This window comes from Stenotrophomonas sp. Sm6012 (assembly GCF_030985895.1).
In the GTDB taxonomy this organism is placed as follows: domain Bacteria; phylum Pseudomonadota; class Gammaproteobacteria; order Xanthomonadales; family Xanthomonadaceae; genus Stenotrophomonas; species Stenotrophomonas forensis.
In genome coordinates, this window is the sequence record NZ_JAPTFX010000084.1 from 1 (window position 1) to 19,389 (window position 19,389).

A 19,389-nucleotide genomic window follows, 5' to 3' on the forward strand; every position below is an offset into this window, starting at 1 on the left:
ACGAAGGCCTGCGCTTCGCCATCCGCGAAGGCGGCCGTACCGTCGGCGCCGGCGTGGTCTCGAAGATCATCGAGTAATCTGGTAGTATCTGCGCCCCGATGTTGCCTGGGTAGGGCATCGGGGCGTATCAAATGGGAAAGCAGGCACAGGATGTGCCTTGTGTTCCCCGGACCAGGAAGGGTCAATGCCATTCAGGCGGCGTCAACAGGCGACTGTTGACAGCTGCCTTGCGTGCCATTATGCTTCTACGTCTGGGCAGGCCGGGAAACTGGTCTGCCTACGTTTTTGAGGTCTATGGAGTGACCTTGGCGGCCTGCAGGAGTGCGGGCCGTCCGTATTCAGGAATTTCATGGGGCAAAGCAACCCAGAGGCTTTGTCTGTCGCTCTTTTAACGAAGGAACCTACCGCCATGGCGGACCAAAAGATCCGGATCCGGCTGAAAGCGTTCGATCATCGTCTGATCGACCGTTCGGCCAGCGAGATCGTTGAAACGGCAAAGCGGACCGGCGCGCAAGTGCGTGGCCCGATCCCGCTGCCGACCAAGATCGAGCGTTACACCGTTCTCGTTTCCCCGCACGTCGACAAGGACGCGCGTGACCAGTACGAGACCCGCACGCACAAGCGCGTGCTCGATATCGTTGACCCGAATGACAAGACCGTGGACGCGCTGATGAAGCTCGAACTGGCTGCCGGCGTCGACGTTCAGATCAAGCTGACCTGAGGACTACGACCATGACGAAGAAGTATTCGTTGGGCTTCGTGGGCCGCAAGGCTGGCATGAGCCGCGTGTTCACTGAAGATGGCCGCTCCATCCCGGTGACCCTGATCGAAGCAACCCCGAACCGCATCGCGCAGATCAAGACCGTCGAAACCGACGGCTACAGCGCCGTGCAGGTGACCGTCGGCGCGCGTCGCGCTGCCCTGGTCAACAAGCCGGAAGCCGGCCACTTCGCCAAGGCGAAGGTGGAAGCGGGTCGTGGCCTGTGGGAATTCCGCGTTGAAGACGCGCAGCTCGGCGATTTCGCCGTTGGCGGCGAAGTCAAGGCGGACATCTTCGAAGTCGGCCAGATCGTCGACGTCCAGGGTGTCACCAAGGGTAAGGGCTTCCAGGGCACCATCAAGCGCCACAACTTCCGTATGGGCGATGCAACCCACGGTAACTCGCTGTCGCATCGCGCGCCGGGTTCGCTGGGTCAGCGCCAGACCCCGGGTCGTGTTTTCCCGGGCAAGAAGATGTCGGGCCACATGGGCGCGGTGCAGCAGAGCACCCAGAACCTGGAAGTGGTCAAGGTCGACGTCGAGCGCGGTCTGATCGCGGTTCGCGGCGCCGTTCCGGGCGCGGCGGGTGGCGACGTGATCGTCCGTCCGGCGAGCAAGGCATAAGGAGAGATGACGATGGAACTCGTTATCACGGGTAGCAACAACAAGGTCTCGGTCTCCGACGCCGTGTTCGGTCGCGATTTCAGCGAAGATCTGGTCCACCAGGTCGTCGTTGCCTACCGCAACGCCGGTCGCGCCGGCACCAAGGCACAGAAGACTCGCTCTGAAGTGGCTGGTACCACCAAGAAGTCGAAGAAGCAGAAGGGCGGCGGCGCGCGTCATGGCGCACTGACGGCTCCGATCTTCGTCGGCGGCGGTGTCACCTTCGCGGCCAAGCCGCGCAGCTTCGAGCAGAAGGTCAATCGTAAGCAGTACCGTGCCGCCATGTGCGCGATCCTGTCCGAGCTGAACCGCCAGGGCCGTCTGACCATCGTGGAGTCCTTCGATGTCGAAGTGACCAACACGAAGGGTCTGATCGCCAAGCTGGCCGGCCTGGAAGTGGGCAAGCGCCCGCTGATCGTCACTGAAGAAGCCTCCGAGCACCTGTACCTGTCCGCCCGCAATCTGCCGTACGTGCAGGTGCGTGACGTGCAGGGTCTGGACCCGGTGTCGCTGGTCGGTGCCGACACGGTCGTCATCACCGCTGACGCGGTCAAGAAGGTCGAGGAGTGGCTGGCATGAACAGCAACGAAAAAATCTTCAGCGTGCTGCGTGCCCCGCGTGTCTCCGAAAAGACCGCGCGCCTGCAGGAACTCTCCAACCAGTATGTCTTCGAAGTTTCGAACGAAGCCACCAAGGCCGATGTAAAGGCCGCGGTTGAGCAGCTGTTCGACGTCAAGGTCGAAGCCGTCAACGTGGTCAACGTCAAGGGCAAGAACAAGTCCTTCCGTAACCGTGCTGGCCGCCGCGGCGATTGGCGCAAGGCGTACGTTCGCCTGGCCGATGGCCAGTCGATCGATGTAACGGCCAAGGCCTGAGGTACATCCCATGCCATTGATGAAATTCAAGCCCACCTCCCCCGGCCGCCGTTCGGCCGTGCGCGTGGTCACCCCCGACCTGCACAAGGGTGCTCCGCACGCCGCACTGGTCGAGTCGCAGAGCCGCTCGGGTGGTCGTAACCACCATGGCCGCATCACCGTGCGTCACGTCGGTGGTGGTGCCAAGCAGCACTACCGCATCATCGACTTCAAGCGCAACAAGCTGGGCATCCCGGCGCGCGTGGAACGCATCGAATACGATCCGAACCGCACCGCCCACATCGCCCTGCTGTGCTACGTCGACGGTGAGCGCCGCTACATCATCGCCCCGAAGGGCCTGAAGGCGGGTGATCAGGTGATCGCCGGTTCGGATGCCCCGATCAAGTCGGGCAACACCCTGCCGCTGCGCAACATCCCGGTCGGTACCACCATCCACTGCATCGAACTGAAGCCGGGCAAGGGCGCTCAGATCGCTCGCGCCGCCGGTGCGGCCGTGCAGCTGGTGGCTCGCGAAGGCATCTACGCCACCCTGCGCCTGCGCTCGGGTGAAATGCGCAAGGTTCCGGTCGAGTGCTGCGCCACCATCGGTGAAGTCGGCAACGACGAGCACAGCCTGGAAAAGCTGGGCAAGGCCGGTGCCAAGCGTTGGCGCGGCGTCCGCCCGACCGTTCGTGGTGCTGCCATGAACCCGGTTGACCATCCGCACGGTGGTGGTGAGGCCAAGGCCGGCCAGGGTAACCCGCATCCGGTCACCCCGTGGGGTGTCCCGACCAAGGGTTACAAGACGCGCCATAACAAGCGCACTCAGCAGTTCATCGTCCGCGATCGTAGGGGCTAATCGACCATGGCACGTTCACTCAAGAAGGGCCCGTTCGTCGATCACCACCTTGTCAAGAAGGTGGAGGCCGCTGCGGGCAGCAAGAAGCCGATCAAGACCTGGTCGCGCCGTTCGATGATCCTGCCTGACATGGTAGGCGTCACCATTGCCGTGCATAACGGCAAGAACCACATCCCGGTTCTCGTCAACGAGAACATGGTCGGCCACAAGCTCGGCGAATTTGCCATCACCCGGACCTTCAAGGGTCACGGTGGTGACAAGAAGTCGGGCAAGTAAGGAGAGATGACAATGGAAGCGAAAGCCATCCTGCGCACTGCGCGCATCTCCCCGCAGAAGGCTCGTCTGGTCGCTGACCAGGTGCGCGGTCTGCCGGCCGAGCGTGCGGTCAACCTGCTGAAGTTCTCGGACAAGAAGGCTGCCCACCTGATCAAGAAGGTGGTGGAGTCGGCAATTGCCAACGCCGAGAACAACCAGGGCGCCGACGTCGACGAGCTGAAGGTTCAGACCATCATGGTTGATGAAGGTCCGACCCTGAAGCGTTTCATGGCGCGGGCGAAAGGCCGCGGTACCCGCATCCTCAAGCGCACCAGCCACATCACTGTGGTTGTGGGCGCCGCCAAGTAAGCGGATAAGGAAAAGACCATGGGTCATAAAGTTCATCCGATTGGTATCCGCCTCGGCATTTCCAAGGACTGGAACTCCAAGTGGTACGCCAACAAGGCCGAGTTCGCTGGTTACCTGGCAGCCGACCTGAAAGTGCGCGAAATGCTGCGCAAGAAGCTGGCTCAGGCCGGCATCAGCAAGATCCTGATCGAGCGTCCGGCCAAGACCGCTCGCGTGACGATCCACACCGCCCGTCCGGGCGTGGTGATCGGCAAGCGCGGTGAGGACATCGAGAAGCTGCGCAAGGAAGTGAGCGAGATGATGGGCGTCCCGGCGCACATCAACGTCACCGAAGTGCGCAAGCCGGAACTGGACGCGCAGCTCGTTGCCGAGTCGATCGCCCAGCAGCTGGAGCGTCGCATCATGTTCCGCCGTGCAATGAAGCGCTCGGTCGGCAACGCGATGCGCCTGGGTGCCCTGGGCATCAAGGTCAACGTGGGTGGCCGCCTCAACGGTGCAGAAATCGCCCGTTCGGAGTGGTACCGCGAAGGCCGCGTGCCGCTGCACACCCTGCGTGCCGACATCGACTATGGCTTCGCTGAAGCCAAGACGACCTACGGCATCATCGGCATCAAGGTCTGGATCTACAAGGGCGAGGTCTTCGATTTCTCCCAGGTTGGCCAGGAAAAGCAGGACGACACCCCGTCGCGCAACGATCGTCACGATCGCGGCGACCGCGGTGACCGTCAGCGCCCGGCCCGTGAAGCGAGGTAACGACAATGTTGCAACCCAAGCGAACCAAGTACCGCAAGGTACACAAGGGCCGTAACGATGGCCTGAGCTGGAGCGCCAACGCTGTCAGCTTCGGCGAGTACGGCCTGAAGGCAACCGCACACGGTCAGCTGACCGCGCGTCAGATCGAAGCGGCCCGCCGCTCGATCAGCCGCTACGTCAAGCGCGGCGGCAAGATGTGGATCCGCGTGTTCCCCGACAAGCCCATCACCAAGAAGCCCATCGAAGTCCGAATGGGTTCTGGTAAGGGTAACGTGGAATACTGGGTGGCCCAGATCCAGCCCGGCCGCATGATCTATGAAATCGAGGGTGTTTCCGAGGAAGTGGCTCGCGAGGCGTTCCGCCTGGCCGCCGCCAAGCTCTCGGTCACCACCACTTTCGTGACCCGTACGGTGCGCTGATGGATATCAAAACTCTCCGTGAAAAGTCGGCTGACGAACTCAAGGCCCACCTGATCGACCTGCGTAAGGAACAGTTCTCTGTCCGTATGCAGCAGGTCACCGGCCAGCTGCCGAAGACCCACGACATTCGCCGGGTCCGTCGCGAGATTGCTCGCGTCAAGACCCTGCTCGGCAGCACGAAGTAAGGATGGCCGCTATGAGCGACAATACTGAAAAGAAGACGCTGCGCACGGTCGAAGGCCGTGTCGTCAGCAACAAGATGGACAAGACGGTTACCGTCCTGGTTGAGCGTCAGGTCAAGCACGCGCTGTACGGCAAGTACATCAAGCGCTCGACGAAGCTGCACGCCCACGATGCCGACAACGCCTGCAAGGAAGGCGATGTCGTCCGCGTGACCGAGATTGCTCCGATGTCCAAGACCAAGAACTGGCGCGTGGTGGAAGTCATCACGCGTGCGGCTGAATAAGGAGTCTGAATCATGATCCAGATGCAGAGCTACCTTGACGTCGCGGACAATTCGGGTGCCAAGCAGGTGATGTGCTTCAAGGTGCTGGGTGGTTCCAAGCGCCGTTACGCCGGCATCGGCGACATCATCAAGGTCACCGTGAAGGATGCGATTCCGCGCGGCAAGGTCAAGAAGGGTGAAGTGTATGACGCCGTCGTGGTGCGTACCCGCAAGGGTGTGCGTCGCGCCGACGGTTCGCTGATCCGCTTCGACGGCAACGCTGCCGTCCTGCTGAACAGCAAGCAGGAGCCGATCGGTACCCGTATCTTCGGGCCGGTGACCCGTGAACTTCGTTCGGAGAAGTTCATGAAGATCGTCTCGCTCGCTCCCGAAGTGCTGTGAGCGACAGGAGATAATCATGGCTAACCGTATCAAGAAGGGCGACCAGGTTGTCGTCAACGCTGGCAAGGACAAGGGCAAGCAGGGCGAAGTCGTCCGCGTCGACGGCGACCGTGTGGTCGTCGCCAACGTGAACATCGTCAAGCGCCACACCAAGCCGAACCCGCAGGCAGGTGTTGCCGGCGGCGTGGTCGAGCGCGAAGCTTCGATCCATATCTCCAACGTGAATGTTCTGAACCCGGCTTCGGGCAAGGGCGAACGCGTTGGCTTCAAGGTGCTGGAGGATGGACGCAAACTGCGTGTGTTCCGCTCCAGCGGTGAGGCGCTCGACGCCTGAGGAATGAGAAGATGAGTTCCCGTCTCGAAAAGTTCTACAAGGACGAAGTGGTGCCGGCGCTGATGAAGCAGTTCGGCTACACCAATCCGATGGAAGTGCCGAAGCTGGTCAAGGTCACCCTGAACATGGGTGTCGGCGAAGCGGCCACCAACAAGAAGATCCTGGAAAACGCCGTCGGCGACATGACCAAGATTTCCGGCCAGAAGCCGGTTGTCACCAAGTCGCGTGTGTCGGTTGCGTCGTTCAAGATCCGCGATGGTTGGCCGATCGGCTGCAAGACCACGCTGCGTCGCCACAAGATGTACGAGTTCCTGGATCGCCTGATCAACATCTCGCTGCCGCGCGTGCGCGACTTCCGTGGTGTTTCCGGTCGTTCCTTCGACGGCCGCGGCAACTTCAACATGGGTGTGAAGGAGCAGATCATCTTCCCGGAAATCGACTTCGACGCCGTCGACGCGATCCGCGGTATGGATATCGCCATCACCACCACTGCGAAGACCGACGCGGAAGCGAAGGCGCTGCTGGCAGCGTTCAAGTTCCCGTTCCGTAACTGATCCGTCGAGGAAACCGAAATGGCAAAGACCTCCATGGTCAACCGCGACATCAAGCGGGAAAAGCTGGCAAAGAAGTACGCTGAAAAGCGTGCGGCTCTGAAGAAGATCGTGTCCTCCGTGGACGCGACCTACGAAGAGAAGATCGACGCCGCAACCAAGCTGGCCAAGCTGCCGCGCGATTCGTCGCCGAGCCGCCAGCGCAACCGTTGCGAGCTGTCGGGTCGTCCGCGTGGCGTGTACAGCAAGTTCGGCCTCGGCCGCAACAAGCTGCGCGAAGCCACCATGCGCGGCGACGTCCCGGGTCTGCGCAAGGCCAGCTGGTAATCCCAGCCGGTCCTGCGATCAGGAGCCCCTTCGGGGGTTCCTGAACCGGGGCAGGGGAGGCGTTCAGCCTTCCCTGAGCAAAAAAACCGAAGAGCCCCGCGCAAGCCGGGCTCTTTTGGCGTATACTCCCGCGTCTTGCCCTGTGCAAACGGGGTTGCAGGAGCGGGTCTGTGGCCCGCTGCATCAAGGGACCTGGCCCGTTTCCAGGAGACAACAGATTTTCGCGAAAGCGGATATCGGTGCACTCAAAGGTACTCATATGAGCATGACTGATCCCATCGCCGACCTGCTGGTCCGCATCAAGAATGCGGCCGCGGTTGGCAAGCAGACGGTGAAAGCCCCGTCGTCCAAGATCAAGGTTGCGATCGCCCAGGTCCTGAAGGACGAGGGTTACATCACCGACCTGCGCGTGACCCAGCTGGAAAACAACAAGTCCGAGCTGGAAATCGTGCTGAAGTATTTCGAAGGCAAGCCGGTCATCGCGACCCTGAAGCGCTTCTCGCGTTCGGGCCTGCGCCAGTACCGCGGCAAGAGCGAGCTGCCGAAGGTCATGAACGGCCTGGGTATCTCCATCATTTCCACCTCCAAGGGCATCATGACTGATGCGCAGGCGCGCCAGCTGGGCGTCGGCGGCGAAGTCCTGTGCTTCGTGGCCTAAGGCGAGAGGAGTAGAACTATGTCCCGCGTAGCCAAGAAGCCCGTCACCCTGGGCAAGGTTGAACTGAACGTCCAGGCCGAATCGGTCACCGTCAAGGGCCCGAAGGGCACCCTGTCGCTGCCGAAGCCGGCTGGCATTGCCATCAACGTCGACAACGGCGTTGCCACCCTGAGCACCGAAAGCGTCGACCTGGTCGCGCTGACCGGTACCGTCCGCGCGATCCTGGCCAACATGGTCAAGGGCGTGTCCGAAGGCTTCGAGCGCAAGCTGGAGCTGGTCGGCGTGGGCTACCGTGCTGCCATGCAGGGCAAGGACCTGAGCCTGTCGCTCGGTTTCTCGCACCCGGTCGTGTTCGTGGCGCCGGAAGGCATCACCATCACCACCCCGACCCAGACCGAGATCCTGGTCCAGGGCGCTGACAAGCAGGTCGTCGGTGAAGTCGCCGCCAAGATCCGTGCGTTCCGCAAGCCGGAACCGTACAAGGGCAAGGGCGTGAAGTACTCCGACGAAGTCATCATCCGTAAGGAAGCCAAGAAGGCGTAAGCGCGAGTCCCTCGCAAGAGCCCGCACATCCTTGTGCGGACTCCTCGGGGAAAAGCCCAACCTTCAGCTTTCAAGGAATAATCAAAATGAACAAGAACATCGCCCGCCTGCGTCGCGCCAAGTCGACCCGCGCCCACATCCGTGAGCTTGGCGTCGCCCGCCTGTCGGTGCTGCGCACCGGCCAGCACCTGTACGCCCAGGTCTTCACCGCCGACGGTTCCAAGGTGCTGGCTGCCGCCAACACCACCCAGACCGACGTCATGGAAGGCCTGAAGAACGGCAAGAACGCCGATGCCGCTGCCAAGGTTGGCCGCATCGTCGCTGAGCGCGCCAAGGCCGCCGGCGTCGAGAAGGTTGCCTTCGATCGTTCGGGCTACCGCTACCACGGCCGCATCAAGGCCCTGGCAGAAGCGGCCCGCGAAGCCGGCCTGCAGTTCTAAGGGATCAGGGCAGGGGGCCGATGGCCTCCTGCCCGCCTGCTCGCCAGCCTGAGCGAGGCTGGACGGCGCCGCTCTTCTGCAGTGGCCCACCGGAACGACGCGTCACTTCACAACCATAAGCGGCCTCGAGCCGTACATACCCAAACAACCAAGGAATCAACATGGCAGAAGAGCGTCAGCAGCGGGGTCGCGATCGCGACCGTAACCGCGAAGAGAAGATCGACGACGGCATGATCGAAAAGCTGGTCGCGGTCAACCGCGTCAGCAAGACCGTCAAGGGTGGCCGCCAGTTCACCTTCACCGCCCTGACCGTCGTCGGCGACGGCGAAGGCAAGGTCGGTTTCGGTTATGGCAAGGCCCGCGAAGTGCCGGTCGCCATCCAGAAGTCGATGGAACAGGCTCGCAAGAACCTGGTCAGCGTTGACCTGAACAACGGCACCCTGTGGCACACCATCAAGGATGGTCACGGCGCAGCCCGCGTGTTCATGCAGCCGGCTTCGGAAGGTACCGGCGTCATCGCCGGCGGTGCCATGCGCGCCGTGCTGGAAGCCGTTGGCGTGAAGAACGTGCTGGCCAAGGCCACCGGTTCGCGCAACCCGATCAACCTGGTGCGTGCCACCGTGAAGGGCCTGGCTGCTGCGCAGTCGCCGGCTCGCATCGCGGCCAAGCGCGGCAAGAAGGTGGAGGAACTCAACCATGGCTAATGAGTCCAACAAGACTGTGAAGGTGCGCCTGGTGCGCGGCCTGCGTGGTACCCAGTCGCGTCACCGCCTGTCGGTGCGTGCCCTGGGCCTGAACAAGCTCAACGATGTGCGTGAACTGAAGGACAGCCCGCAGGTTCGCGGCCTGATCAACACCGTTCACTACCTCGTCAAGGTTGAGGAGTAATCGATCATGACTCTGCGTCTCAATGAACTGAGCCCGGCACCGGGCGCCCGCACCGAGCGCACCCGCGTCGGTCGCGGTATCGGCTCGGGCCTGGGCAAGACTGCCGGCCGCGGCCACAAGGGTTCGTTCGCCCGTAAGGGTGGCGGCAAGATCAAGGCTGGCTTCGAAGGCGGCCAGACCCCCATGCAGCGTCGTCTGCCGAAGATCGGCTTCCGTTCGCCGATCGCCAAGGACACCGCTGAAGTGCTGCTGTACGCGCTGGACAAGCTGCCGGCCGGTGAGATCGACTTCGCCGCCCTGCGTGCTGCCAAGCTGGTCCCGAGCACCGCAAAGAAGGCCAAGGTCGTCGTCAAGGGCGAAGTGACCAAGGCGTTCACCCTGAAGGGTATTGCTGCCACGGCTGGCGCCAAGGCCGCAATCGAAGCTGCCGGCGGCAGCGTAACGGAGTAAGAAAATCATGGCGCAAGCTGGCATCGGTAACCTCGCGGGCGGAATGGGCAAGTTCACTGAACTTCGCCAACGTTTGCTGTTCGTCGTCGGGGCTTTGATCGTCTATCGCATCGGCTGCTACGTGCCGGTGCCGGGCGTCAATCCCGATGCCATGCTTGCCATGATGCAACAGCAGGGCGGCGGCATCGTGGACATGTTCAACATGTTCTCGGGCGGCGCCCTGCACCGTTTCAGCATTTTTGCGCTGAACGTGATGCCGTACATTTCGGCATCGATCGTGATGCAGCTGGCCGTGCACATCTTCCCCGCCCTGAAGGCGATGCAGAAGGAAGGTGAGTCCGGTCGCCGCAAGATCACCCAGTATTCGCGCATCGGCGCCGTGCTGCTGGCAGTGGTGCAGGGCGGCTCGATCGCGCTGGCCCTGCAGGGCCAGGTCTCGCCGTCGGGCGCTCCGGTCGTGTACGCACCGGGCATGGGCTTCGTGCTCACCGCCGTGGTCGCGCTGACCGCCGGTACCATGTTCCTGATGTGGGTCGGTGAACAGGTCACCGAGCGCGGCATCGGCAACGGCGTGTCGCTGATCATCTTCGCCGGTATCGTGGCCGGCCTGCCGGGTGCGGTCATCCACACCTTCGACGCCTACCGCGACGGCAACATCCAGTTCATCCAGCTGCTGCTGATCGCCATCGTCGTGCTCGCTTTCACCTTCTTCGTGGTGTTCGTCGAGCGTGGCCAGCGCCGGATCACGGTCAACTACGCGCGCCGCCAGGGCGGTCGCAACGCGTACATGAACCAGACCTCGTTCCTGCCGCTGAAGCTCAACATGGCCGGCGTCATCCCGGCGATCTTCGCCTCGAGCCTGCTGGCCTTCCCGGCCACCCTGGCCATGTGGTCCGGCCAGGCCGCCAACCAGAGCAGCTTCGGCCAGATCCTGCAGAAGGTCGCCAATGCCCTGGGCCCGGGCGAGCCGCTGCACATGATCGTGTTCGCCGCGCTGATCACCGGTTTCGCGTTCTTCTATACCGCGCTGGTGTTCAACTCGCAGGAAACCGCCGACAACCTGAAGAAGTCGGGCGCACTGATCCCGGGCATCCGTCCGGGCAAGGCGACCGCCGACTACATCGACGGCGTGCTGACCCGCCTGACCGCGGCCGGCTCGGCGTACCTGGTGATCGTCTGCCTGCTGCCGGAACTGATGCGCACGCAGCTGAACGCCTCGTTCTACTTCGGCGGTACTTCGCTGCTGATCGTGGTGGTGGTGGTGATGGACTTCATCGCCCAGGTGCAGGCGCACCTGATGTCGCACCAGTACGAGAGCCTGCTGAAGAAGGCCAACCTGAAGGGCGGCAACCGCGGCGGTTTTGCCCGCGGCTGATAGGCCTGTTATACTTTCGTCTTCCTGACGTGATGGTCCCTCCGCTTCGCGGACTCCGGCCACACAAACGAAGGGCGGCCCCCGCAGCGGTTCCGGGTGGGGGTGTGATGAGGTGGTCCCGCGCTGGAGTAGCGCGGGCGGTCCCGGGGGAAACCCCAGGTCCAACCCTATCCGGCGCCGGAGCCTGGGCACACTCCCCAGGCCGGGCTCATGAAACCAATGGTTTCACGGGCTTCCATGTAAACCGGAACCTTGTTAGTATCGCTAGTTCACTTTTTTGATCCATCCTGCCGGATTGGCGTGCCCGAGGCGCGCTGTCGGCCATCACTCAGCTGGAGAACCGCGTCATGGCGCGTATTGCAGGCGTCAACCTGCCAGCCCAGAAGCACGTCTGGGTCGGGTTGCAAAGCATTTACGGCATCGGCCGTACCCGTTCGAAGAAGGTCTGCGAAGTCGCAGGCGTTGCTTCGACCACCAAGATCCGCGATCTGTCGGAGCCGGAAATCGAGCGCCTGCGCGCCGAAGTCGGCAAGTACATCGTGGAAGGCGATCTGCGCCGTGAAATCGGTATCGCGATCAAGCGCCTGATGGACCTGGGCTGCTACCGCGGCCTGCGTCACCGTCGTGGCCTCCCGCTGCGTGGCCAGCGCACCCGTACCAACGCCCGCACCCGCAAGGGTCCGCGCAAGGCGATCAAGAAGTAAGGGACTGAGAAATGGCTAAGCCCGCTGCTAAGACCAAGAAGAAGATCAAGCGCGTCGTCACCGACGGCGTTGCCCACGTCCACGCTTCGTTCAACAACACCATCGTCACCATCACCGACCGCCAGGGCAACGCTCTGTCGTGGGCGACCTCCGGTGGCGCTGGCTTCCGCGGTTCGCGCAAGTCGACCCCGTTCGCTGCCCAGGTGGCTGCTGAAAAGGCCGGTCGTGCTGCGCTGGACTACGGCGTGAAGTCGCTGGAAGTCCGCATCAAGGGCCCGGGTCCGGGCCGTGAGTCGGCCGTGCGTTCGTTGAACAACGTCGGCTACAAGATCACCAACATCATCGACGTGACGCCTATCCCGCACAACGGGTGCCGTCCGCCGAAGAAGCGTCGCGTCTAAAGGGAGCGATAAGAAATGGCTCGTTATATCGGTCCTACCTGTAAGCTCGCCCGTCGCGAAGGCGCCGACCTGTCCCTGAAGAGCCCGGCGCGTGCGCTGGACTCGAAGTGCAAGCTGGAGCAGAAGCCCGGCCAGCACGGCGCCACTGCCCGCAAGGGCAAGCTGTCCGACTACGCCACCCAGCTGCGTGAAAAGCAGAAGGTCAAGCGTATCTACGGCCTGCTGGAGCGTCAGTTCCGCAACTACTACAAGAAGGCCTCGACCAAGAAGGGCAACACCGGCGAGAACCTGCTGCAGCTGCTGGAAACCCGCCTGGACAACGTCGTCTACCGCATGGGCTTCGCCGTGACCCGTCCGGCTGCCCGTCAGCTGGTGTCGCACCGCGGCGTCACCGTGAATGGCAAGTCGGTCAACCTGGCTTCGTACCAGGTCAAGGCTGGCGACGCCATCGCTCTGTCTGAAAAGGCTGCCAAGCAGCTGCGCGTTCAGGAAGCCCTGACCGTCGCCGCCCAGCATGACCTGAGCCCGTCGTGGGTTGAAGTGGATTCCGGCAAGTTCACCGGCATCTTCAAGGCTGTTCCGGATCGTTCGGATCTGCCTGCGGACATCAACGAAGCGCTGATCGTCGAGCTGTATTCGAAGTAATTCATCATTGGAGAGCCCCCGGCGACGGCCGGGGGTTCACTAGGAGAACCCGCAACATGACGGTTACCGCCAACCAGGTTCTGCGTCCTCGCGGTCCGCAGATCGAACGCCTTACCGACACCCGTGCAAAGGTCGTTATCGAACCTTTGGAGCGGGGTTACGGGCATACGCTGGGCAATGCCCTGCGTCGCGTGCTGCTGTCGTCCATCCCGGGCTTCGCCATCACGGAAGTCGAAATCGACGGCGTGTTGCATGAGTACACCACGGTCGAAGGTCTGCAGGAGGACGTGCTCGAAGTCCTGCTGAACCTGAAGGACGTGGCCATCCGTATGCACTCCGGCGACAGCGCCACCCTGTCCCTGTCTAAGCAGGGCCCGGGCGTTGTCACCGCTGCCGACATCAAGGTCGACCACAATGTGGAGATCCTGAACGGCGACCACGTGATCTGCCACCTGACCAAGGACACGGCAGTGAACATGCGTCTGAAGATCGAACGTGGTTTCGGCTACCAGCCGGCTGCCGCGCGTCGTCGTCCGGACGAAGAAACCCGAGCCATCGGCCGCCTGGTCCTGGATGCCTCGTTCTCGCCGGTCCGCCGCGTCGCCTATGCCGTGGAAGCGGCCCGCGTCGAACAGCGTACCGACCTGGACAAGCTGGTCATCGATATCGAGACCAACGGCACCATCGACGCCGAGGAAGCCGTGCGCACCGCCGCCGACATCCTCAGCGACCAGCTGTCGGTGTTCGGTGACTTCACCCACCGCGACCGCGGTGCGGCCAAGCCGGCCAATAACGGCGTGGATCCGGTGCTGCTGCGCCCGATCGACGATCTGGAGCTGACCGTGCGTTCGGCCAACTGCCTGAAGGCCGAAAGCATCTACTACATCGGCGATCTGATTCAGAAGACCGAAGTGGAGCTGCTGAAGACCCCGAACCTGGGCAAGAAGTCGCTCACCGAGATCAAGGAAGTGCTGGCTCAGCGCGGCCTGTCCCTCGGCATGAAGCTGGAGAACTGGCCGCCGGCCGGCGTCGCCAGCCACGGCATGCTGGGCTGATATCGGTAATGCCTGGAGGCTCCACCGGCAACGGTGGAGCCTTCAACGCAACACAACATGCCACGACGAACCCCAGGTTCGCGCGGCAGGTCGTCCAGGACGGGCGGCCAGGACCATCCGCAGTCCGCGCAGCAACGCCAGGATGGCGACAACGATCCGCACAGCCTCATCATTAACCAAGGAACATCACCATGCGTCACCAGAAGTCTGGCCGTAAGTTCAGCCGTACCAGCGCCCACCGCGAAGCGATGTTCAAGAACATGGCCGCCTCGCTGTTCAAGCACGAGCTGATCAAGACCACCCTGCCGAAGGCCAAGGAACTGCGCCGCGTTGCCGAGCCGCTGATCACCCTGGCCAAGGTCGACTCCGTCGCCAACCGCCGTCTGGCCTTCGCCCGCCTGCGCGACAACGAAGCCGTGGGCAACCTGTTCACCATCCTGGGCCCGCGCTACGCGAACCGTCCGGGCGGCTACCTGCGCCTGCTGAAGTGCGGCTTCCGCGCCGGCGACAATGCACCGATGGCCTACGTCGAGCTGGTTGACCGTCCGGTCGTGGCCGAGGAAGTGGCCGAGTAATCGGACCGCTCCAACGCGACACAGCGAAAGCCCGGCCTCTGCCGGGCTTTTGCGTTTCCGGGCTTGCCGGACGCTACGCGGCGAGCCGCGCAAGCCACACCGTTCCGACAGGCGTCACCTGTGGCGGTTCGAATGGCGTGCACTGTCGGTTACGCTTGACGCCTGATCCATTCGAGCGTTGACGATGAATCCACTGCGCTGGCCCTTCCGCGCCCAGTTCTTCCTGGGCTTCCTGATCTGTGCGGGCCTGCTGGGCTACGCGATCTTCCTGCAGTTGAAGATGGGCCTGGAACCGTGCCCGCTGTGCATCTTCCAACGCCTGGCATTCGCCGCGCTGGGCCTGCTGTTCCTGATCGGCGCGCTGCACGGGCCGTCCAACCGCCCCGGCCGCGCGACCTATGGCGTACTGGCCTTCATCGCCGCCGCGGTGGGTGTCGGCATCGCCGCGCGCCACGTCTACGTGCAGATGCTGCCGCCGGAGATGGGCGCGACCTGCGGCCCGCCGCTGAGCTTCCTGCGCGAGACCATGGGGCCGCTGGAAGTGTTCCGCACGGTGCTGACCGGTACCGGCAACTGCGGCAACATCGACTGGACCTTCCTGGGCCTGACCATGCCGATGTGGTCGGGGGTGTGGTTCGTGCTGCTGGCGCTGTGGGCGCTGCTGGTGTCGCTGCGCAAGGTCAAGCGCTGAAGCAAGGTAATGCCGGCCAGCGGCCGGCACTACCACGGTCCGTCCTCAGAAGTCCTGCTGCAGGCTCAGGTAGGCGCCGCGGCGCGGGCCCCACTGCGGGGCGAACACGCCGACGCCGCCGCCATCGCGCAGCTGGTAGCTGCGATCCAGTGCATTGATCAGCGCCAGCTGCACATGCAGCGGATGGCCGCTGTCGGCGTTGAAGTCGTGGCCTGCGCTGAGATTGACCTGCAGGTACGACGGCAGCTCGCCGCCATTGGGCACCCCTTCCATGTCCGAGCGCAGGCCGCTGCCGAACACGTAGTTGGCACCGATCCGGTTGTGGCCCGCGAAGGCGTAGCTGAAGCCGCCCGACGACGTCAGCTTCTGGTCGTGGTCGAGGTGGATCCAGTGGTCGGCCACGTAAGCCAGGGCCTCCGGATCCAGGTTGTACTGCCCGGTGATGACGTCGGTACCGATGGCCTTGTTCAGGGCAGCATTGAAGTAGGCGCTGAACGGCCCGTTGCTGTAGTCGGCACTGAACTCCAGGCCGCGGATGTGGCCGCGACGATAGTTGAACGTGGAATAGATGTAGGCGGCGCCGAACTGGCCTTCGTCCTGCAGGCGTGCGACGCGTCGGTCGTACGCATCCAGGCCCAGCGTGAGGTGTTCACCCAGCTGCTGCGAGACACCGATGTCGTAGTAGTCGCTGCGTTCGGCCAGCGGAATGTTGTTGCCGCCACTGGGCTGCTGGTTGGTGGTGCCGTCGTAGAGGGCGATGTCGCTGCTGGCGATCAGCTCGCTGGCCGGAGGCGTGAAATAGCGGGAGTAGCCGGCGTGCACGGTGGTGCTGTCGCTGGCATTCCAGACCACGCCCACGCGCGGGCTGAGCTGGCCCTCGGTGCGCCCAAACGCCTTGTAGCGATCACCGCGCAGGCCGTAGTTGACGGTCCAGTCGTCGCCGATCTTCCATTCATCCTGCACGTACAGCGCCAGCGTGCTGGCGTGGAAGGCGCTGCGATCGGGTATCAGCCGCGGCGTGGTGCTGGACTGCTGGCCGGCGTCGTCGACCGGGAACACCCAGCTGTTGTTGCTGGCCCGCGCGTTCTCGTAGTTGCCGTACAGGCCGTAGCGCAGCGTGTGGTCGTTGCCGAGCGGCGTGGAGAAGTCGGCCTGCAGGGTGTTCGCGCGGTTGCTGCGCTGGACCTGTGAGGCGACGCCGCTGAACACCAGGTCGCCGACCACGTCCGGGTTGAATCCCACATCGCTGTAACGCTGCCCGGCCGAGAGCTGGTAGGCGGTGCTACCCAGCGTGCCCTGCAGCACCAGCATGCCGAAGCGGGTGGTCTCGCGCTGGGTCTCATCCAGCTGGCTGGAGTCGAAGGTGGTAGTGGTGTCGAGATAGCCGAACTGCGGTGTCTGGCCCGGATTGACCGGGATCTGGAAGCGGTTGTTGGCGAAGCCGGCGAACACGCTCAGCCGGGTGTTGTCGTTGACCAGGTAGGTCAGGTCGGCGAAGGCCTTGCCCTGGTGGGTGTCGTCGTGCAGCGGCTTGCGGGAGCTGGTCGGATTCTCCAGGCCGACCTCGTTCTGGTCGTAGTTGCCGGTCAGGAACCAGCTCCAGCGGCCCTGGTTGCCCCACCACGAGGCATTCGGATTGATCTTGCCAAACGAGCCGGCAGTGAGGCCCGCGCTGCCTCCATTGCCAAGTTCGGCGCCATTGCGTGTAGTGATGTCGACCACCGCAGCAGTACGTTCGCCGAACTGCGCCGGCAGCGCCCCGTCCATCAGGCGGATGCTCTTGATGGTGCGGACATCCAGGGTCTGGCCGAAGCCGGAGATCGACTCGGGCAGCAGCACGCCGTTGATGCGGTACTGCAGGTTGGCGTGGTCGCCGCGTACGTGCACGCCGCCATAGGAATCCTGGACCACACCCGGGGCCTGCAGCAGCACCTGGCTGAGCGGCGCGGAGGCACCCAGCGGCTGCTTCTGGATGTCCTCGGCGGTGATCTGGTACTGGCTGCTGCCGATGTCCGGCGACAGCATGTTGCGGGCCTGGTCGAGCTGGGCGTGGACGGTCACAGCGTCCAGATCCTTGACCGACGCGGAGGTGTCGTAGGCAGCAGCGGCGAAGGCGGGCAGGCTGGCCAGAGCCAGGACGAGGGTGATGCCGGTAGCGAGCAGGGAGGGCTTCATGGCGATGGGCTGTGGAAGGGGCCGGTCGGGGTATGTGGAGTGTTACTTCGTAACAGTGCGTGGCGAATCATGCGCCTGCCCGGGGGGCCGCGGCCATGCGGTATTTGGCCGATCGCGATGCCCTTTCCCCGGCGTTCAGACATGTGCAGAGCGCGGCCGGACCTTTGCGACAGCGGTCGGCTCTGCGACCATGAACGTCCCCCACCTCCGGAAGTCTGCAATGAGCCTGTCCGCCGTTTCGCCCGTTCCCGATCCTGCCGCGACCGCCGCCGGCGCTGCGTGGTCGCCGGAGAGCTGGCGTGGCAAGACCGCGCTGCAGATGCCGACCTACCCGGACCCGGTGGCGCTGGATGCGGCCCTGCATGAGCTGAAGCGACTGCCGCCGCTGGTCACCTCGTGGGAGATCCTGGCGTTGAAGCAGCAGCTGGCCGAGGCGCAGGAGGGCAAGCGCTTCCTGTTGCAGGGGGGCGACTGCGCCGAGAATTTCAGCGACTGCGAATCGGGCACCATTTCCAACCGGTTGAAGGTGCTGCTGCAGATGAGCCTGGTGCTGGTGCACGGCCTGCGCCAGCCGGTGATCCGCGTCGGCCGCTTCGCCGGCCAGTACGCCAAGCCGCGTTCGGCCGACACCGAAACCCGCGATGGCGTGACCCTGCCCAGCTACCGTGGCGACGTGATCAATGCGCCGGCGTTCACCGAGGCGGCGCGCCTGCCGGACCCGAAGCGGATGCTGCAGGCCCACGCGCATTCGGCGATGACGATGAACTTCGTGCGGGCGCTGATTGACGGTGGTTTCGCCGACCTGCATCACCCCGAGTACTGGAACCTGGAGTGGGTAAGCCACTCGCCGCTGGCCGCCGAGTACCAGAAAATGGTGGCCTCGATCGGCGATGCGGTGCACTTCATGGAGACCCTGGCCGGGGCCCGCGTGCACAACCTCAACCGCATCGATTTCTACACCTCGCACGAAGCGCTGCTGCTGCCCTACGAACAGGCGCTGACCCGCCAGGTGCCGCGTCAGCAGGGCTGGTTGAACCTGAGCACGCATTACCCGTGGATCGGCATGCGCACCGCTGCGCTCGATGGCGCGCACGTGGAGTACCTGCGCGGCGTGCGCAACCCGATCGCGATCAAGGTGGGCCCGTCGGTGACGCCGGACCAGCTGCTGCGCCTGATCGATGTGCTGAACCCGCATGATGAACCCGGCCGCCTGAGCTTCATCCATCGCATGGGTGCGGCGCAGATTGCCGGGAAGCTGCCGCCGCTGCTGGACGCGGTCAAGCGTGACGGTCGCCGTGTGCTGTGGGTATGCGATGCGATGCATGGCAATACCGAGAGCACGGCCAATGGTTTCAAGACGCGTCGCTTCGACAACGTGCGCGGCGAAGTGGAGATGTCGTTCGACCTGCATGCGGCCGCAGGCACGCGCCTGGGCGGCGTGCACCTGGAGCTGACCGGCGAGGATGTGACCGAGTGCACCGGTGGCGCGCGCGAGTTGACCGAGCGCGATCTGGAGCGTGCGTATCGTTCGACGGTGGACCCGCGGTTGAACTACGAGCAGTCGCTGGAGATCGCGATGGCGATCGTGCGCAAGCAGGAGCAGGTGCGGTAAGGGTTTTTCGGCAGGGCTTGCAGCCCTGCACCTGCTGCAATCCAGAGCAACTTCAAAAGCCTGCTATCCGTGGGATGGTGGGGCGGTGTGGGTGGTCAGGACACGCCGTAAACCCCCCTCCGGGGTCCGGCCCAGCCGCTGGCGGCTGTGCGTTCGGGCGCTTGCGAAGCAGTGCTTCGCAAGCAAA

Annotated in this window: 30 protein-coding genes and 1 pseudogene; 30 read left to right on the forward strand and 1 reads right to left on the reverse strand. The window is 63.7% G+C overall.

Annotation, left to right across the window (positions count from 1 at the left end):
• From O0J73_RS14295 to O0J73_RS14435, 29 genes and pseudogenes are all read left to right on the forward strand, one after another.
• Positions 1 to 77 (forward strand): annotated as a pseudogene (locus O0J73_RS14295) (elongation factor Tu); the annotation flags it as partial.
• A gap of 332 nt (positions 78 to 409) precedes the next feature.
• Positions 410 to 721, forward strand: a complete 312-nt coding sequence (gene rpsJ, locus O0J73_RS14300) for a 30S ribosomal protein S10 (protein ID WP_005408208.1) — start codon at positions 410 to 412, stop codon at positions 719 to 721.
• Positions 722 to 732: 11 nt separating this feature from the next.
• Positions 733 to 1,383, forward strand: a complete 651-nt coding sequence (gene rplC, locus O0J73_RS14305) for a 50S ribosomal protein L3 (protein WP_004145336.1) — start codon at positions 733 to 735, stop codon at positions 1,381 to 1,383.
• A gap of 12 nt (positions 1,384 to 1,395) precedes the next feature.
• Positions 1,396 to 2,001, forward strand: a complete 606-nt coding sequence (gene rplD / locus O0J73_RS14310; RefSeq protein ID WP_004145337.1) for a 50S ribosomal protein L4 — start codon at positions 1,396 to 1,398, stop codon at positions 1,999 to 2,001.
• On the forward strand, positions 1,998 to 2,297 hold the full coding sequence (gene rplW / locus O0J73_RS14315) for a 50S ribosomal protein L23 (protein WP_004145338.1): 300 nt from the start codon (positions 1,998 to 2,000) through the stop codon (positions 2,295 to 2,297). Before rplD ends, rplW begins: the two co-directional genes overlap by 4 nt.
• 10 nt (positions 2,298 to 2,307) lie before the next feature.
• A complete protein-coding gene (gene rplB, locus O0J73_RS14320; protein WP_004154484.1) occupies positions 2,308 to 3,135 on the forward strand; it encodes a 50S ribosomal protein L2 in 828 nt (275 codons plus the stop codon).
• Positions 3,136 to 3,141: 6 nt separating this feature from the next.
• Positions 3,142 to 3,411, forward strand: coding sequence for a 30S ribosomal protein S19 (gene rpsS / locus O0J73_RS14325; protein WP_004154485.1), 270 nt, complete (start codon positions 3,142 to 3,144; stop codon positions 3,409 to 3,411).
• 12 nt (positions 3,412 to 3,423) lie between these two features.
• Entirely contained in the window at positions 3,424 to 3,759 is a 336-nt protein-coding gene (rplV, locus tag O0J73_RS14330) for a 50S ribosomal protein L22 (RefSeq protein WP_004145348.1), read from the forward strand.
• Between the two features lie 18 nt (positions 3,760 to 3,777).
• Positions 3,778 to 4,512 (forward strand): 30S ribosomal protein S3, encoded by a 735-nt coding sequence (rpsC, locus tag O0J73_RS14335; RefSeq protein ID WP_004145350.1) that lies wholly within the window; start codon positions 3,778 to 3,780, stop codon positions 4,510 to 4,512.
• A 5-nt stretch (positions 4,513 to 4,517) separates the two neighbouring features.
• Complete coding sequence (gene rplP, locus O0J73_RS14340; protein WP_004154486.1) at positions 4,518 to 4,931, forward strand: 50S ribosomal protein L16; 414 nt, start codon at positions 4,518 to 4,520, stop codon at positions 4,929 to 4,931.
• A complete protein-coding gene (gene rpmC, locus O0J73_RS14345; protein ID WP_004154487.1) occupies positions 4,931 to 5,116 on the forward strand; it encodes a 50S ribosomal protein L29 in 186 nt (61 codons plus the stop codon). The genes rplP and rpmC overlap by 1 nt, the downstream gene beginning before the upstream one ends.
• An 11-nt stretch (positions 5,117 to 5,127) precedes the next feature.
• Positions 5,128 to 5,397 carry a 30S ribosomal protein S17 gene (gene rpsQ / locus O0J73_RS14350; protein WP_004154489.1) on the forward strand — a complete coding sequence of 90 codons (270 nt, stop codon included), beginning with the start codon at positions 5,128 to 5,130 and terminating at the stop codon, positions 5,395 to 5,397.
• A gap of 12 nt (positions 5,398 to 5,409) precedes the next feature.
• Positions 5,410 to 5,778: a 50S ribosomal protein L14 gene (gene rplN, locus O0J73_RS14355; RefSeq protein WP_004145357.1), complete on the forward strand. Its 369-nt coding sequence runs from the start codon at positions 5,410 to 5,412 to the stop codon at positions 5,776 to 5,778.
• Positions 5,779 to 5,794: 16 nt separating this feature from the next.
• The gene (gene rplX / locus O0J73_RS14360; RefSeq protein ID WP_004154490.1) at positions 5,795 to 6,112 is read left to right on the forward strand and encodes a 50S ribosomal protein L24; all 318 of its coding nucleotides are present in this window, start codon (positions 5,795 to 5,797) and stop codon (positions 6,110 to 6,112) included.
• Between the two features lie 11 nt (positions 6,113 to 6,123).
• Positions 6,124 to 6,666: a 50S ribosomal protein L5 gene (gene rplE / locus O0J73_RS14365; RefSeq protein ID WP_004154491.1), complete on the forward strand. Its 543-nt coding sequence runs from the start codon at positions 6,124 to 6,126 to the stop codon at positions 6,664 to 6,666.
• A gap of 18 nt (positions 6,667 to 6,684) precedes the next feature.
• Positions 6,685 to 6,990 (forward strand): 30S ribosomal protein S14, encoded by a 306-nt coding sequence (gene rpsN, locus O0J73_RS14370; RefSeq protein ID WP_005408209.1) that lies wholly within the window; start codon positions 6,685 to 6,687, stop codon positions 6,988 to 6,990.
• A 259-nt stretch (positions 6,991 to 7,249) separates the two neighbouring features.
• Positions 7,250 to 7,648, forward strand: a complete 399-nt coding sequence (rpsH, locus tag O0J73_RS14375) for a 30S ribosomal protein S8 (RefSeq protein ID WP_005408210.1) — start codon at positions 7,250 to 7,252, stop codon at positions 7,646 to 7,648.
• A gap of 18 nt (positions 7,649 to 7,666) precedes the next feature.
• The gene (gene rplF, locus O0J73_RS14380) at positions 7,667 to 8,191 is read left to right on the forward strand and encodes a 50S ribosomal protein L6 (protein ID WP_308308989.1); all 525 of its coding nucleotides are present in this window, start codon (positions 7,667 to 7,669) and stop codon (positions 8,189 to 8,191) included.
• Positions 8,192 to 8,271: 80 nt separating this feature from the next.
• A complete protein-coding gene (gene rplR / locus O0J73_RS14385) occupies positions 8,272 to 8,631 on the forward strand; it encodes a 50S ribosomal protein L18 (protein WP_024957318.1) in 360 nt (119 codons plus the stop codon).
• Between the two features lie 161 nt (positions 8,632 to 8,792).
• Positions 8,793 to 9,335, forward strand: coding sequence for a 30S ribosomal protein S5 (rpsE, locus tag O0J73_RS14390; RefSeq protein WP_004154496.1), 543 nt, complete (start codon positions 8,793 to 8,795; stop codon positions 9,333 to 9,335).
• Complete coding sequence (gene rpmD / locus O0J73_RS14395) at positions 9,328 to 9,519, forward strand: 50S ribosomal protein L30 (protein WP_004154497.1); 192 nt, start codon at positions 9,328 to 9,330, stop codon at positions 9,517 to 9,519. The genes rpsE and rpmD overlap by 8 nt, the downstream gene beginning before the upstream one ends.
• Positions 9,520 to 9,525: 6 nt before the next feature.
• Complete coding sequence (gene rplO, locus O0J73_RS14400; RefSeq protein ID WP_004154498.1) at positions 9,526 to 9,969, forward strand: 50S ribosomal protein L15; 444 nt, start codon at positions 9,526 to 9,528, stop codon at positions 9,967 to 9,969.
• 7 nt (positions 9,970 to 9,976) lie between these two features.
• The gene (gene secY / locus O0J73_RS14405; protein ID WP_004154499.1) at positions 9,977 to 11,344 is read left to right on the forward strand and encodes a preprotein translocase subunit SecY; all 1,368 of its coding nucleotides are present in this window, start codon (positions 9,977 to 9,979) and stop codon (positions 11,342 to 11,344) included.
• A gap of 347 nt (positions 11,345 to 11,691) precedes the next feature.
• Positions 11,692 to 12,048, forward strand: a complete 357-nt coding sequence (rpsM, locus tag O0J73_RS14410) for a 30S ribosomal protein S13 (RefSeq protein WP_004154500.1) — start codon at positions 11,692 to 11,694, stop codon at positions 12,046 to 12,048.
• Between the two features lie 11 nt (positions 12,049 to 12,059).
• Positions 12,060 to 12,449, forward strand: coding sequence for a 30S ribosomal protein S11 (rpsK, locus tag O0J73_RS14415; RefSeq protein ID WP_004145443.1), 390 nt, complete (start codon positions 12,060 to 12,062; stop codon positions 12,447 to 12,449).
• A gap of 15 nt (positions 12,450 to 12,464) precedes the next feature.
• Entirely contained in the window at positions 12,465 to 13,094 is a 630-nt protein-coding gene (rpsD, locus tag O0J73_RS14420) for a 30S ribosomal protein S4 (RefSeq protein WP_004145446.1), read from the forward strand.
• Positions 13,095 to 13,150: 56 nt separating this feature from the next.
• Complete coding sequence (gene rpoA / locus O0J73_RS14425; RefSeq protein WP_004145453.1) at positions 13,151 to 14,149, forward strand: DNA-directed RNA polymerase subunit alpha; 999 nt, start codon at positions 13,151 to 13,153, stop codon at positions 14,147 to 14,149.
• Positions 14,150 to 14,340: 191 nt separating this feature from the next.
• Positions 14,341 to 14,724, forward strand: a complete 384-nt coding sequence (gene rplQ / locus O0J73_RS14430) for a 50S ribosomal protein L17 (protein ID WP_005408217.1) — start codon at positions 14,341 to 14,343, stop codon at positions 14,722 to 14,724.
• A gap of 184 nt (positions 14,725 to 14,908) precedes the next feature.
• Complete coding sequence (locus O0J73_RS14435) at positions 14,909 to 15,415, forward strand: disulfide bond formation protein B (protein WP_004154504.1); 507 nt, start codon at positions 14,909 to 14,911, stop codon at positions 15,413 to 15,415.
• A 45-nt stretch (positions 15,416 to 15,460) separates the two neighbouring features.
• On the opposite strand, the gene O0J73_RS14440 is transcribed toward O0J73_RS14435, so the two are convergent.
• Positions 15,461 to 17,590, reverse strand: coding sequence for a TonB-dependent receptor (locus tag O0J73_RS14440; protein ID WP_308308990.1), 2,130 nt, complete (start codon positions 17,588 to 17,590; stop codon positions 15,461 to 15,463).
• A gap of 220 nt (positions 17,591 to 17,810) precedes the next feature.
• Here O0J73_RS14440 and O0J73_RS14445 point away from each other — a divergent pair, with 220 nt between their 5' ends.
• On the forward strand, positions 17,811 to 19,202 hold the full coding sequence (locus O0J73_RS14445) for a 3-deoxy-7-phosphoheptulonate synthase class II (protein WP_049457545.1): 1,392 nt from the start codon (positions 17,811 to 17,813) through the stop codon (positions 19,200 to 19,202).
• Positions 19,203 to 19,389: the final 187 nt, after the last annotated feature.

Bases quoted from the DNA above. Each gene is read 5' to 3' on its own strand.
- rpsJ (WP_005408208.1), top strand. From the start codon at position 410: ATGGCGGACCAAAAGATCCGGATCCGGCTGAAAGCGTTCGATCATCGT.
- rplC (WP_004145336.1), top strand. From the start codon at position 733: ATGACGAAGAAGTATTCGTTGGGCTTCGTGGGCCGCAAGGCTGGCATG.
- rplD (WP_004145337.1), top strand. From the start codon at position 1,396: ATGGAACTCGTTATCACGGGTAGCAACAACAAGGTCTCGGTCTCCGAC.
- rplW (WP_004145338.1), top strand. From the start codon at position 1,998: ATGAACAGCAACGAAAAAATCTTCAGCGTGCTGCGTGCCCCGCGTGTC.
- rplB (WP_004154484.1), top strand. From the start codon at position 2,308: ATGCCATTGATGAAATTCAAGCCCACCTCCCCCGGCCGCCGTTCGGCC.
- rpsS (WP_004154485.1), top strand. From the start codon at position 3,142: ATGGCACGTTCACTCAAGAAGGGCCCGTTCGTCGATCACCACCTTGTC.
- rplV (WP_004145348.1), top strand. From the start codon at position 3,424: ATGGAAGCGAAAGCCATCCTGCGCACTGCGCGCATCTCCCCGCAGAAG.
- rpsC (WP_004145350.1), top strand. From the start codon at position 3,778: ATGGGTCATAAAGTTCATCCGATTGGTATCCGCCTCGGCATTTCCAAG.
- rplP (WP_004154486.1), top strand. From the start codon at position 4,518: ATGTTGCAACCCAAGCGAACCAAGTACCGCAAGGTACACAAGGGCCGT.
- rpmC (WP_004154487.1), top strand. From the start codon at position 4,931: ATGGATATCAAAACTCTCCGTGAAAAGTCGGCTGACGAACTCAAGGCC.
- rpsQ (WP_004154489.1), top strand. From the start codon at position 5,128: ATGAGCGACAATACTGAAAAGAAGACGCTGCGCACGGTCGAAGGCCGT.
- rplN (WP_004145357.1), top strand. From the start codon at position 5,410: ATGATCCAGATGCAGAGCTACCTTGACGTCGCGGACAATTCGGGTGCC.
- rplX (WP_004154490.1), top strand. From the start codon at position 5,795: ATGGCTAACCGTATCAAGAAGGGCGACCAGGTTGTCGTCAACGCTGGC.
- rplE (WP_004154491.1), top strand. From the start codon at position 6,124: ATGAGTTCCCGTCTCGAAAAGTTCTACAAGGACGAAGTGGTGCCGGCG.
- rpsN (WP_005408209.1), top strand. From the start codon at position 6,685: ATGGCAAAGACCTCCATGGTCAACCGCGACATCAAGCGGGAAAAGCTG.
- rpsH (WP_005408210.1), top strand. From the start codon at position 7,250: ATGAGCATGACTGATCCCATCGCCGACCTGCTGGTCCGCATCAAGAAT.
- rplF (WP_308308989.1), top strand. From the start codon at position 7,667: ATGTCCCGCGTAGCCAAGAAGCCCGTCACCCTGGGCAAGGTTGAACTG.
- rpsE (WP_004154496.1), top strand. From the start codon at position 8,793: ATGGCAGAAGAGCGTCAGCAGCGGGGTCGCGATCGCGACCGTAACCGC.
- rpmD (WP_004154497.1), top strand. From the start codon at position 9,328: ATGGCTAATGAGTCCAACAAGACTGTGAAGGTGCGCCTGGTGCGCGGC.
- rplO (WP_004154498.1), top strand. From the start codon at position 9,526: ATGACTCTGCGTCTCAATGAACTGAGCCCGGCACCGGGCGCCCGCACC.
- secY (WP_004154499.1), top strand. From the start codon at position 9,977: ATGGCGCAAGCTGGCATCGGTAACCTCGCGGGCGGAATGGGCAAGTTC.
- rpsM (WP_004154500.1), top strand. From the start codon at position 11,692: ATGGCGCGTATTGCAGGCGTCAACCTGCCAGCCCAGAAGCACGTCTGG.
- rpsK (WP_004145443.1), top strand. From the start codon at position 12,060: ATGGCTAAGCCCGCTGCTAAGACCAAGAAGAAGATCAAGCGCGTCGTC.
- rpsD (WP_004145446.1), top strand. From the start codon at position 12,465: ATGGCTCGTTATATCGGTCCTACCTGTAAGCTCGCCCGTCGCGAAGGC.
- rpoA (WP_004145453.1), top strand. From the start codon at position 13,151: ATGACGGTTACCGCCAACCAGGTTCTGCGTCCTCGCGGTCCGCAGATC.
- rplQ (WP_005408217.1), top strand. From the start codon at position 14,341: ATGCGTCACCAGAAGTCTGGCCGTAAGTTCAGCCGTACCAGCGCCCAC.
- O0J73_RS14435 (WP_004154504.1), top strand. From the start codon at position 14,909: ATGAATCCACTGCGCTGGCCCTTCCGCGCCCAGTTCTTCCTGGGCTTC.
- O0J73_RS14440 (WP_308308990.1), bottom strand. From the start codon at position 17,590: ATGAAGCCCTCCCTGCTCGCTACCGGCATCACCCTCGTCCTGGCTCTG.
- O0J73_RS14445 (WP_049457545.1), top strand. From the start codon at position 17,811: ATGAGCCTGTCCGCCGTTTCGCCCGTTCCCGATCCTGCCGCGACCGCC.